The sequence below is a fragment of the Saprospiraceae bacterium genome (assembly GCA_016715965.1).
Lineage (GTDB): Bacteria > Bacteroidota > Bacteroidia > Chitinophagales > Saprospiraceae > Vicinibacter.
In genome coordinates, this window is record JADJXG010000001.1 from 3,082,689 (window position 1) to 3,095,779 (window position 13,091).

Genomic DNA, 13,091 nt, shown 5'->3' on the forward strand with positions numbered 1-13,091 from the left:
TCGAATTGCTTAAATATGAGATACAAAGATAGCTCTGTTGAAAACTACTTTGAAACAAAGAAATGTCAAGATGCGTTCAATGAATGATTTGTTGGGTTTAATTTTATCCATTTAGAATGACTAAATATCGCAAAAGATATGTGTAAACTAAAGATAGTCAATTACATAGTATTTATTTATGTGTTTTTTTGTATTGAAAATCTGAACGCCCAATTAGGTCTTGGAGTTCAACTTGAGTTGCAAAGTAATGAGATCAATGGATTCAATTCCAATGATATCGGGAATCGGATCTCATTACATTATAAGTTTAGATTAAAAAATGCCAGAATTGAATTTCTTCCAGGCTTGAGCATCGGGTGGGGAAGTTCTGGGATTTTTGTGGACACTGAGAAAGCCATCTATTACAATGAATTTTCACCGCAGATCCAGCTTCCAATCTTAATATACCCTTTTGATTTCAGGAGTGATTGTAATTGCCCGACTTTCAAAAAGTCTGGTAATGCAGCTTCGAAAGGTTTGCATCTGATGCTATCTACTGCCTACCGATTCGTGATGAGGGATTATGAACTTCAGTCCAAAAGACATCAAGTCTTTCCCCTTGGTGCAGGTTTCGGAATGGATTTTGGAATGAGTCCTGTATTTACCTTAACTCCGTTTATGATGTTTCAATACGTTTTTTCAGACCAACTGTTGGTTGAAAGGGAAACAACGAGTTTGGGCAGAAAAGAATTTGTTTTTGGATTAAGGGGTCAGTTTCACAAACCTGAAAGAAGAAGGGGTAGAAGCAGATGATTATTAATATATCATCCCTGCGTAAAAATGCCATGAGACAATCCCTGCAGCTACACTGACATTTAATGAATGTTTTGTGCCATGTTGAGGGATTTCGATGCAGACATCGACCATGTCAAGAAGTATTTGCGCTACTCCATCCAGTTCATTTCCCAAAATAATCAGATATTTTTCTTTTTTTTCTACCTGAAAGTCCTGTAAGAGGATGCTGCCTTGCGTTTGCTCCAAAGCAATGATCTTATATCCCTTTTCTTTGTACCTCGTAATATATTCCGAAGGATCTTCGACATCATGCCATTCCACACTTTCAGTGGCTCCGATGGCCGTTTTGTGAATTTCTTTGTGCGGTGGGCGGACGGTATATCCCGATAATGCGATGGCTTCAAATGCAAAAGAATCAGCAATTCTGAAAAGAGACCCCACATTGTGTCCTGATCGAAGCCTATCTGCCATGAGAATAATGCCTAACTTTGGCTGATTTTTATAACTTATGAGATCTGGTCGATTTAATTCATGGTTGTGAAGTTTGAGGTAAGTCATTTTTCAAATTTAATCCCAAAGCTAACAAAGTTGCGGAAACATTGGATTCAAATGGTGATTCCTTTGATTTACATGATTTTTTGGGGATTGAATACGGATTGTGGGGATATGACAGAAATCGTACCTGCTATAAAACAATTATCCAATCCACAATTGTACCCTAAAGATTTTTATTTGAATTTTACCAATCAATTACTCTGGTATGAAAGAAGTTTTATTGTATGGTTTTTGTTTTTGACCGTTTCCTGGCATAAAATTCTCTTTTATTTGATGTGGTATATCCTGGCTGTATTTTTTTTAACCGGCTTGCAAAAGCTGATCCAATATTTTGGCATTTTTGGGATCAACAGCTGGATGGCTATTCTAATTGTACTTTTCGTTTTTCCATATACTGCAATTGGAGGAAATGAAATATTTTATCCCGTGTTGTCCGGATCAATATTTGCCAAGACTTTGGTGGTATGGGCTTTTGTCTTTTTTCTGAGAAATCAAATCGTGATGACTTTTGTACTTCTTGGTATTTCCATTTGGTTTCAGGCGATTGTAGGGGCTCAGATGGGTTTGATGTTTGGATTGGTTTCTATTGGTTTATTGGCCTATAAAAAACTAGATTATGCTGCTTTCATGAAAGGTGTTTTCAGTTTTTTGATCCTTGCTCTACCATGTATCTTTTTATTAATGTGGTCAAGGTTGTCGGTGCATGACCACTCAAAGCTTTTTCATTATTTGATTGAATTCAGAATTGGACATCATTTTTACTTGCAATACAGTTCGAAAATCGATATTATAATATTCTATTTTTTATGGATAATTGGATTGATTTTATGGAGGAAAATTGATTTTCGGGTCTTTTGTTTCTTCTTGATTCAACAAATTATTATGATTCTTTATCTTCTCAATTCGTTTCTTGTGAATGATTCTGTTTTGCTGCAAACACAGTGGCTAAAAACAAGCATTTGGATTGAGTTGTTTGCATTGATTGGACTTTTTTTAAGTTTTAAAGATTGGATACCATTCCGTTTAAGTCCAATGCATTTATACATTGGGCTTGGAGTCCTCCTGGCGACCGGATTTTGGAAAATGGACAAAAGATATGCACAGAGCATTGATGAAAAGACACTTTCCTTGTGGGTGAAAGAGCATATTGAAATGGATGCCTTGTTTTTAATTCCAGCTGGATTTACCTGTTTTAAATCTTTATCTGAAAGATCTGTGTGGGTGGATTATAAGTCTGTTTGCCATCAAATCCAATATATGGCAGCTTGGTATGATCGGATCCAAAGAGTATATGGCATAGGTTTGAAAGACAGAAGGGAAGGACTCAATTTGTGGAAAATGGCAGACGAGTTTTATCAGAACTTGTCAATAGATAGTCTAGTTGAAATTTGCCAACAACACAAAATAAATTATGTAGTTCTACCAAGCTCAAGAAAAAATGATTTTGATAAAAATCAGTTGGTCTTTGAAAACAAGCTTTATTGCATCATTGCATTCCATTAAGCCATCTGCACATCTCAATGATCGTTGAGACTTATTCGATCATTAGCTTTTTTTGTTTTTGATGCAATGTTGGATAAAACTTACAAACAATGGATGTGGATTTTCCACAGTACTTTTTAATTCAGGATGAAACTGAACACCAACGAACCACGGATGGTCTTTAAGTTCAATGATTTCCACAAGATTTTTGTTGGGATGAATACCTGAGGCTAGCATGCCTTTTTCTTCAAATTGCTTCAAATATTGGTTGTTGAATTCATATCGGTGTCTGTGTCTTTCAGAAATGAGCGTTTTTTTGTACGCAATCCAAGCTTTTGTATTCCTGTTAACTCTGCAGTCGTATGCCCCAAGTCGCATGGTTCCGCCTTTTTCTGTGATTTGGAGTTGATCGGACATAATATGAATAACAGGGAACTTGGTTTTGGGATCTACTTCCGTGGATGCCGCTTTTTTGAAGCCCAACACATTTCTGGCATACTCAACAACTGCGCATTGCATACCCAAACAAATTCCCAGAAATGGAATTTTATTTTCCCTTGCAAATTTTACAGATTCAATTTTTCCTTCTATTCCGCGCTCACCAAATCCTGGCGCAACGAGTATACCATCTAAACCCGATAATTCTTCTGCAAGGCGCATTGGATTTTCAAGTGACTCTGAATGAATGGCTTTAACACGGACCTTGCATTGATTGGCAGCACCTGCATGGACAAAGGATTCATAAATGGACTTATAAGCATCCGGTAGCTCATTGTATTTTCCGATCAATCCAACATGCACCTCGTGGATGGGATGCCTCAGATTTTTAAGAAATTCTTTCCAGGCTTTTAATTCGGGAATGCCTTTTGACTTTAGTTTTAGCTCTTTGAGGACTCGGACATCCAGTTTTTCTTTCAACATCAGTAAGGGGACTTCATAAATGGTATCTGCATCGATGGCTTCAATCACATTTTCTTTCTTAAGATTGCAAAATAGCGCCAATTTTTGACGGATATCATCAGAAATGGGTTTCTCAGTTCTGCAAACGAGAATGTTGGGCTGGACCCCGGATTCCTGTAGTTCTTTTACAGAGTGTTGGGTGGGCTTTGTCTTCAATTCTTTGGCCGCTGCTAGGTAAGGTATCAGGGTGAGATGGACTGTGCAGTAATTGTTTTCTCCCAACTCCATTCTCAATTGCCTCAATGCTTCTAAATATGGAAGTGACTCAATATCTCCAACCGTCCCTCCCAGTTCAGTGATGATCATGTCATATCCTTTGTCCGACAACAACAACATTCGTCTCTTAATCTCGTCAGTGATATGAGGAATCACTTGAACCGTCTTTCCCAAAAACTCACCAGCACGTTCTTTGTTAATTACTGTTTGGTAAATTCTTCCGGTGGTGACATTATTGGCTTGAGAAGTGGAGATGTTTAAAAATCTCTCATAATGTCCTAAATCCAAATCCGTTTCAGCTCCATCGTCAGTCACATAACATTCGCCATGTTCGTATGGGTTGAGCGTTCCCGGATCAACATTGATATAGGGATCAAATTTTTGAATGGTAACTTTAAAACCATGCCCTTGAAGCAATTTGGCAAGAGAGGCGGCAATAATCCCTTTTCCCAATGAAGAGGTTACTCCTCCCGTAACAAAAATGAATTTAGACATAGGTGTGGTTTCGCTACGGGATACAAAGGTAGTCCGATATTTTAAAATGAAAGCTAAAAAGGAAATGATTAATTTTAAACCCTTTGGTGACCTTGACCAGTTTTGGTGTAAATCAGGTACATCAGCGATCCCAATAATCCACCCATCAGCCATCCACCCAGTAGATCCAAAGGATAATGAACACCAATATACAATTGCGCAAATCCTATGAGAAATGGCCAGGCCAAAAGTCCATAACGCCAGTTTGAGCTTGGAGCTCCGAGGACAAAAAATAAAAATACGCCCAGTGCCGCATGGTTTGAGGCATGGGATGAGGGAAAGCTGTATCCACCGCTGCATCCCAATACAGGTTTATAATATTGAAGAAGAGAAGTCTCCTGACAGGGTCTGATTCTCTTGACCCTCTTTTTGAGAAAATTGCTGCTAAGCTGATCTGAAAAGCCAACAATCATTGCAACAAAAAGGAGAATCTTGAGTATTTTGGTTTTGCGCCAAAATGCAAGATAGCTAATCAAAAACACATACAATGGCAGCCAAGTATGCTTGTCTCTGAGAATCGCTACCGGGAGATCAAATAGATGGTTTCTTAGATGGTGCTGGATCCACAAGAACAAATTTTGATCTAGTTCTATTAAATAATCCATGTCTTGTTAATTCTTCACAAATACAGCGATCAAGCGGTCAGATTGTTCAGAATGAAATTCTCCCAAATCGTAATCTCCAAATGTGTAAAGTATGCTGAGTCCAAATGGCTCAAAGAGTTTTTTAATGTCCGATAATTCATAGAGCCATACCTTTTCCTCAAATTGCAGCATTTGACCATTTTCCTCTGCAATAATTTGCTTCAAGATTCGCCCGTTTCTGATCAGCCTTTTGATTGAATATTGAACGTTTTCAATCTGCTTGGTTTCTGTATTGATCAGGCAATTTTGAAGTTTCAAGGCATTTAGAAAATCAAATACCAGAAATCCACCTTTCTTTAGATTGGCTGATAAACTGTATGCAGCTTTCACTTCATTTTCGTATCGTTCAAAATATCCAAAACTCGTAAACAGGTTGAGCACTATGTCAAAATAATTGATCCTAAAAAGTCGTCGCATATCATGTTGATAAAAGCTCAATCCGGCCTTTTGCTGTAGAATTGCTTCTGAAATACAATCAGGATGCAGATCAATGCCAATCACTTCATATCCATATTGTGACAACGCTTCTGCATGTCTTCCATTTCCACAAGCTACATCCAAAATTCTGGCGGGCATATTGGGATTCAAAAGATTAACGATGTTTTTGGTAAAAAGATCTGCCTCAAAGGCATTTCTGTCCCTGTACAAAAGTTTGCAATACCGGGTTCCAAACCAATCTTCAAACCATTCTTTTTGTCGCATTGAGCAAACTTTGCTGAGTTAAGAAGCGGCGAAATTAATACTTTTGCTGCTCATTGTAAGCCATGACTCTTATTTCATCTGTTTCAGGCATTAGAGGCACCATTGGAGGCTTGCCGAGTGAGAATCTCACTCCGCCTGACATCATGGCTTACACGCTGGCTTTTGGGTATTTGTTGAGATCCAAGTTTCAAAAACCAGTCATCGCCCTAGGTCGTGATTCCAGAATGAGTGGCAGGATGCTGTCTGGTATGGTCGAATCTACTCTTTCTTCCATTGGTATTGATGTTATTAATCTTGGCTTGACGACTACACCTACCATTGAGATGTTTGTAGCCACAAATCATTTGAATGGTGCTATGATGTTGACGGCCAGTCACAATCCCAAAGAATGGAATGCATTAAAGCTATTGAACGAAAAGGGAGAGTTTATTTCAGCGGCAGAGGGTTTGAAAATAAATGAACTTGTCAAGGATCGGTGCATTTTTCATCAGTTTGTCCCAGTGGATAATTTGGGTAGAATCCTTGAAAACGATCAGGCAGTAAATGATCATGTGCGTGCAATTTTATCATTGCCTTATTTACCGGTGGAAAGGATTAGGAGGAGAAGGTTTAATGTGGTCGTTGATTGTATTAATTCAACGGGTTCAATCGCTCTTCCAGTTTTATTGGATGCACTAGAATGTCAATATACTTTGCTCAATGCTTTGCCAAACGGTGATTTTGCCCACAACCCTGAACCCCTTGAAATTCATTTGAATGATTTAATGGAAGCTTGCAAAGTCCATCATGCAGACCTTGGTATTGCAGTAGATCCGGATGTGGATCGCTTGGCATTTGTCGATGAGAATGGAGAATATTTTGGAGAAGAATATACATTGGTGGCGGCGGCAGATTTTGTGCTTGGGATAAAACCTGGTCCCGTTGTGACCAACTTGTCATCATCTAGGGCTTTAGGGGATCTTGCCAGGAGTAAAAACCAAATTTGCCAATATTCCGCAGTAGGAGAAGTGCATGTAGTAGAAAAAATGAAACAGCATAATGCAGTCATTGGAGGAGAAGGAAATGGCGGAGTAATATTGCCGGAATTGCATTATGGACGAGATGCTCTTGTTGGAATTGCCCTGGTTTTGGGAAACCTGGCCTCAAAAAATATAAGCTTATCCGAGTTAAAAAAGAATTTCTCAAATTATTTTATGGATAAAGACAAGCTTACCCTAAATCCGGAAGTGAACTATGATGAATTGATTCAATATTTAACGAATAAATATTCAGATGAGAAAATAAACACTGAGGATGGCTTAAAAATAGATTTTGAAAATTCTTGGGCACATTTGAGAAAATCAAACACTGAGCCCATTATCAGGATATACGCAGAGGCAAACAGTGCGGCCAATGCAAAGATGCTCGTTAAGCAAATTCAAATAGACATTCAAAACTTTAAACCATGACTTTAGATCAAAGAATTTACCTTGATCACGCAGCTACTACACCACTTAGTTCAGGCGCTTTGGAAGAAATGATCAGGATAGGAAAGGATTTTTATGCCAACCCTTCATCGATTCATTATGATGGCAGCAAATCAAGAAGCTATATAGAAGAATCCAGAAAGCAGATTGCACAATTATTGGGAATTTCTTCGGGCCAGCTGTATTTTACAAGCGGAGGCACAGAAGCCATAAATACGGTTGTCCGGAGTTGCGTGATGGACCAGAAAGTTGAGCATATTTATTCCAGTCCGATTGATCATCCATCCGTACTAAACAGCATTCGTTATTATACAAATTACTTCAAAATTCCACATACCATAATTGCCACGGACCGATTTGGAAGAATTAATGAAGAAGACTATGTATCTAAACTGAAAAATATTTCTGATAAGTCTTTGGTGTGCCTTATTCATACCCACAATGAAACCGGTGCAATCAATCCAATCGAAAAACTGGCTTTGATGGCCAAGGAATCAGGTGCTTTGGTGTTGGCGGATACCGTACAGAGCATTGGTACTGTTAAATTGAATTTAGATCAACTTCATGTGGATTTTGCAACAGGATCAGGTCATAAATTTAATGGGCCAAAAGGGGTGGGGTTTTTGTACGCAAGACACCCTGAAAAACTGAAACCTTTTATCTTTGGTGGAGGACAAGAAAGGAATTTAAGAGCTAGTACAGAGAACATTATGGGAATCGCCGGAATGAAAATTGCTTTGGAAGAAGCCACGCGCGACTATGACATTCGCCATGAGAAGGTAATGCAACTTCATAAGGTGTTGCGTACCGGTTTGGCTTCACTTTCTGATAAGCTGGAATTTAATTCACCGGCTGAAGATTTTCATCCAAAAATATTAAGTACCTATTTTGATTTGGGAATTCATTCAGAGTACTTGCTGATGAATTTAGATTTGGCAGGAGTCTCTTCCAGTGGTGGCGCAGCGTGTTCTTCCGGATCTGAGAAAGCATCTCATGTATTGAGTTACTTGAGACCAGGACAGATGGGTAAAAACATTCGCTTTTCTTTGTCTCATTTGAACACAGCCGAAGAAATGAATCAATTGCTTTCAATAGTCAAAGAAACTATGGATAAATCAAAATGACCAATCCTAATAATTCAAACATCCTATGGCCTTTTTTATACCTTTGTATTTGAAATCCAGTTCAATTGAGTAAAAAACCCAAAATTCTAATTAAAAAGCGTCAACTTCAAATAATCATAGATCGCTTATGCTACCAATTGATTGAGCATCATGGAGATTTTGGGCAGAGCTGTATCGTTGGGATTCAAAAGAAAGGTGCCATCCTTGCTGAAAGAATTATCAGCAGATTAAAGGAAATTGGCGTAAAAACTACGATTCCTTTTGGAAAACTCGATATCACATTTTTCAGAGACGATTTTAGGCAGGGAAATAAAATATTGGTTCCACATGATAATTCCATGGAGTTTTTGGTAGATGATTTGGATGTTATTTTGGTGGATGATGTCCTTTATTCAGGAAGAACCATCCAGGCTGCACTCCAAGCACTTACACATTATGGCAGATCCAGGTCTGTGGAATTGATGGTACTTATTGACCGCCGATTTAATCGCTGTTTGCCTATCCAGGGTCAATACGTTGGACTTAAAGTAGATTCTTTGGATCAAGCTTATGTAAAGGTGGAATTGGAAGAGGAGGGTCACGAAGACCGGGTTTTATTTTTTGACGCGGATCAAAAAGTTGAGAAATGAAGGAACAAGCATTGAGTACAAACCACTTGCTTGGAATAAAAGATCTTAATCTTCAGGATATCCAGCTGATTTTGAAAACAGCGGATCAGTTTAAAGAAGTCATAAACAGACCCATTAAAAAGGTACCTTCACTGAGAGACATCACCATTGCCAACTTGTTTTTTGAAAATTCCACAAGAACTAAATTGTCTTTTGAGCTGGCAGAAAAAAGATTATCCGCAGATATCATTAATTTTAGTTCTTCCGGATCCTCCGTTAGTAAAGGAGAAACTTTGTTGGACACCGTCCAGAATATCCTAGCCATGAAAGTGGACATGATTGTCGTAAGACATTCTTCGGTTGGGGCAGCCCGATTTATTGCATCGAAAGTCAAAGCTCAAGTCATCAATGCAGGAGATGGAACCCACGAGCACCCAACACAGGCTTTATTGGATGCCTTTTCGATTCAAAAGTCACTTGGGTATTTAAAAGGTGCTAAAATTGCCATTATAGGTGATGTGTTGCACTCAAGAGTAGCATTGTCCAATATTTTCTGTTTGACCAAACTTGGCGCAAAAATTAAAGTTTGCGGACCTCCTACCTTAATTCCTAAATATATCAAGGACTTAGATATAGACGTCGATTACGATCTTAAAAGTACATTGGCTTGGTGTGACGTGGCCAATGTTCTCCGAATTCAAACCGAGCGTATGGAACTGCAGTATTTTCCATCTGCTAGAGAATATCATCGTTTTTTTGGTATCGATTTGGAATTGTTGCAATCGATGAAAAATAAGATCATTTTGATGCATCCCGGCCCAATTAACCGGGGAGTTGAATTAACAAGTCTGGCAGCTGACAGCCAACAATCCATCATATTAGAGCAGGTGGAAAATGGAGTTGCAATCAGAATGGCCGTTTTGTATTTATTGGCAAATAAAGTTTAAAAATTGTATAATAAAGCACAATTTCCAAACATTTTGCATTTTTAAAACATTATGCAGTTTGGTGATACGTTGTATTTCCAACATAGTCCGGTTTTCCAAATTTCAAAAGATCCCATGATGTTACGCAAATTATTGCACGTCAGTTTATTGTCTATCTGTATCTTGAGTTTAGATGCTCAGGGATATGAGATCAAGGTTAAAATCAAAGCCTATCAAAATGATACCCTTTTGCTCGGTTACCATTTTGGGGACAAGACCTATCTAAAGGATACCGCAATTAGAAAATCCGATGTTTTTACTTTTAAGGACGATACGCTGTTAGAAGGTGGGATGTATCTGTTGGTGCTGAAACCCAATAATGATTTTATACAAATACTTATTGATAAGGACAATCAAAAATTTTCCTGTGAGACCGATACCAATGATTTATCCGGGAACATTAAGTTTAAAAATTCAAAACTAAATCAGGAGTTTTATGATTATCTTGATTTCCTGGATATTCAAAGACAGAAAGGAGATTCTCTCAATGCGCTCTACAAAGTGGCCGGAGACGAAAATTCAAAAACAAACTTGACAATACAACTAAATGCTGTGGATCAAGAGGTTAAGGCAAGACAAAAGGCCATTTTTGAAAAACCACAGTTGAGTTTGCTCAGCCTGTTGCTTAAATTGGGAACAGAACCTGAAGTTCCGGATTTTGAAGGAAATGAGGAGGAAATTAAGGAAAAATCATTTTACTACTACCGATCCCATTATTTTGATCTGATCGATCTATCTGATGATCGAATCGTTAGGTTACCCCTGTTTCATGGTAAAATAGACCGATATCTGAACAAATTAACTTCACAAATACCGGATAGCATCAATAAAGCTTTGGATGTCATACTTGGCAAAGCCCCTGCTAAATCTTATGCCTTTAAATACATACTTTCTACCTGGCTAACCCATTATGCCAATTCGAAATACGTTGGAATGGATGCTGTTTATGTCCATCTAGTGGACAATTATTATTCAAAAGGCATGGCTTATTGGTTGGATGAGGAGCTTTTGGCAAAAATGATGTCGGATGCCAAGACCCTCAAGCCTTTGTTACTGGATCAGATTGCACCGGATATTACAGTTTACAAGCAAGATGGAACCCCAGTGCGCTTGCATAAAATACAATCTGAGTATACGATTTTATATATTTGGGCTCCGGACTGCGGTCATTGTAAGAGTTCAATGCCACATCTGATTAAGTTTTATGAAAATTACAAAGACAAAGGTGTGGAAGTTTTAGCGCTGTGTTCAAAAGTAGGTGAAGACGAAAAAACTTGCTGGGAAGGCGTACAAAGTCTTCATATGGAGTCACTTGTAAATACTTCTGACCCATTTCACCGATCGAAATTCCGGCTTACGTACGATGTAAAGACCACACCTGTGGTTTATATTTTAGACAAAAACAAAAAAATTCTAACAAAAAAAATATCCGCTGAGCAACTCCCAGAAGTGATGGAAAAGCTCATGGCTATGGATAAAAACGAAGACTAACTGGTTGGGGCTGCAAAAAAAAATTTTCGGTACTGTTATATATTATAAAAAATTGTAATATATTTGTGCCTGATTTTTTTGTTTTTAGTAAATACACAACCAATGAAGTATTTTAAGACCTACTCCTGGAGGCCATTGGCCTTCGTCGGCTTGCTTTTCTTCGCAGCTTGCAATAAAGATGTGCCGACACCGAACTCACCAGCTCTTGATTTGGCGGATAATCGCCTGGTCAGAGAGTGGCTTGACTTAAGCGTTACTCTAAGTCAGCAGTGCAATGGGTATTCTGAACCCATTATAGCCCGCTCCTTCAGATATCTCACGTTTGCTCTTTATGAATCTCTGGTCCCAGCAGTGCCAGGAATTCAATCCCTTCAAGTCAATTTGGATGGGTTTAAAGTTGTTTTGCCTCAGGCAGATCCGGCCCTTGTATATCACTGGGGCTTAGTGGCCAATGAGGTGATGTCTCAACTCAATAAAAGGTTTTTCGAGTCAGCAGGAGATTATTGGGTACAACAAATTTTAGGATTGCAAAACAAACACAGACTAGAATTTTCCGCCAATTTAGATCAAGATGTTTTACTTCGATCTGAAAGCTTAGGCAAATCTATCGCCAAAGCCATCTGGGATTTTAGCCTGACCGATGGAAAGGGCTATTCATTTTTGGATAATTATCCGCGGGGATATGTTTATCCAACTGGACCTGGTAAGTGGATTCCTACCTCTCCAGATTATAGACCTAACCCGCTTTTGCCACATTGGGGTGAGACTCAAGCGGTATTGAATGTCAATGTTTTAGGGGTGCAACCACCGAAGGTTTTAAAGTATGCCGATTCTCCCAATTCTATTATCTATTCTGAAGCCCTCGAAGTATATAACCTGAGCAAGGCAATTGTACCTGAGCAAAAAGAGGATTTCAATTACTTTAACAAAGAAATGCATGCCAATGCAGTTCCCGTTTCACATGTATTCAGACTGGCATTGCAAATTAGTAAAGAACAGCAACTTGATCTAAGCTCCACCATTCGAATGTTGTGTTCCTTGTCTTTTGGGATTCATGACGGACTTGTAGCCGCATGGAAACAAAAATATACACATCATTTGTGCAGGGTGTCAAGTTATATCAAGCAGGAAATTGATCGGTTTTATGTCCCACAAATGGGTTCAGAACCCACACCGGATTTTGTTTCAGAAGAGGCCATTGTATACAGTATTGGGGCTGAAATTTTGTCCGCTTATTTTGGTTACAGATTTCCATTTATGGATCATACCCAATCAGAGAGAAATGATTTAAGGGCAAAGTCAAGAGAGTTTACCTCATTCAGAGAATTTGCCAGAGAAGCAGCTTTTATAGACATGCATTTGGGAGTGCATTACCGGAGCAGCATAGAGGCTGGACTTGAAATGGGTTATGATATTGCTCAGAATATTTTGAGGATAGATTTTCATAAGAAGTAGTTGTAATTGTCAAAATTAACCTGATTCATCCTCCTGAGGCATTCGTTTCAGGAGGATTTTTATATTAAAGGGCTTGTAAAATTCAATTAATTTT

General features: G+C 38.5%; 12 protein-coding genes. 8 read left to right on the forward strand and 4 right to left on the reverse strand.

The genetic code is table 11. The annotated features are described in order from the left end of the window. Window positions 1–138 precede the first annotated feature (138 nt). Window positions 139–792, forward strand: a complete 654-nt coding sequence (locus IPM48_11835; GenBank protein ID MBK9272274.1) for a hypothetical protein — start codon at window positions 139–141, stop codon at window positions 790–792. Window positions 793–795: 3 nt separating this feature from the next. Here IPM48_11835 and IPM48_11840 read toward each other — a convergent pair whose 3' ends face one another. Further along, entirely contained in the window at window positions 796–1,332 is a 537-nt protein-coding gene (locus IPM48_11840; protein MBK9272275.1) for a TrmH family RNA methyltransferase, read from the reverse strand. 30 nt (window positions 1,333–1,362) lie between these two features. Here IPM48_11840 and IPM48_11845 point away from each other — a divergent pair, with 30 nt between their 5' ends. Next, entirely contained in the window at window positions 1,363–2,832 is a 1,470-nt protein-coding gene (locus tag IPM48_11845) for a hypothetical protein (protein MBK9272276.1), read from the forward strand. A gap of 42 nt (window positions 2,833–2,874) precedes the next feature. Here IPM48_11845 and IPM48_11850 read toward each other — a convergent pair whose 3' ends face one another. The 3 genes from IPM48_11850 to IPM48_11860 form a co-directional block, all read right to left on the reverse strand. After that, window positions 2,875–4,482 carry a CTP synthase gene (locus IPM48_11850; GenBank protein MBK9272277.1) on the reverse strand — a complete coding sequence of 536 codons (1,608 nt, stop codon included), beginning with the start codon at window positions 4,480–4,482 and terminating at the stop codon, window positions 2,875–2,877. 74 nt (window positions 4,483–4,556) lie between these two features. Then, window positions 4,557–5,126, reverse strand: a complete 570-nt coding sequence (locus IPM48_11855) for a phosphatase PAP2 family protein (protein ID MBK9272278.1) — start codon at window positions 5,124–5,126, stop codon at window positions 4,557–4,559. Window positions 5,127–5,132: 6 nt separating this feature from the next. Then, on the reverse strand, window positions 5,133–5,867 hold the full coding sequence (locus IPM48_11860; GenBank protein ID MBK9272279.1) for a class I SAM-dependent methyltransferase: 735 nt from the start codon (window positions 5,865–5,867) through the stop codon (window positions 5,133–5,135). A 62-nt stretch (window positions 5,868–5,929) separates the two neighbouring features. On the opposite strand from IPM48_11860, the gene glmM reads away from it, so the two are divergent. The 6 genes from glmM (at window position 5,930) to IPM48_11890 (ending at window position 12,997) form a co-directional block, all read left to right on the forward strand. Next, a complete protein-coding gene (gene glmM / locus IPM48_11865) occupies window positions 5,930–7,315 on the forward strand; it encodes a phosphoglucosamine mutase (GenBank protein ID MBK9272280.1) in 1,386 nt (461 codons plus the stop codon). Beyond that, entirely contained in the window at window positions 7,312–8,457 is a 1,146-nt protein-coding gene (locus IPM48_11870) for a cysteine desulfurase (protein MBK9272281.1), read from the forward strand. Before glmM ends, IPM48_11870 begins: the two co-directional genes overlap by 4 nt. Window positions 8,458–8,522: 65 nt before the next feature. Next, window positions 8,523–9,086 (forward strand): bifunctional pyr operon transcriptional regulator/uracil phosphoribosyltransferase PyrR, encoded by a 564-nt coding sequence (gene pyrR, locus IPM48_11875; protein MBK9272282.1) that lies wholly within the window; start codon window positions 8,523–8,525, stop codon window positions 9,084–9,086. After that, a complete protein-coding gene (locus IPM48_11880; GenBank protein ID MBK9272283.1) occupies window positions 9,083–10,012 on the forward strand; it encodes an aspartate carbamoyltransferase catalytic subunit in 930 nt (309 codons plus the stop codon). Before pyrR ends, IPM48_11880 begins: the two co-directional genes overlap by 4 nt. 117 nt (window positions 10,013–10,129) lie before the next feature. Further along, on the forward strand, window positions 10,130–11,542 hold the full coding sequence (locus tag IPM48_11885; protein ID MBK9272284.1) for a redoxin domain-containing protein: 1,413 nt from the start codon (window positions 10,130–10,132) through the stop codon (window positions 11,540–11,542). Between the two features lie 102 nt (window positions 11,543–11,644). Continuing rightward, entirely contained in the window at window positions 11,645–12,997 is a 1,353-nt protein-coding gene (locus IPM48_11890) for a vanadium-dependent haloperoxidase (protein MBK9272285.1), read from the forward strand. The last annotated feature ends 94 nt before the right edge of the window (window positions 12,998–13,091 follow it).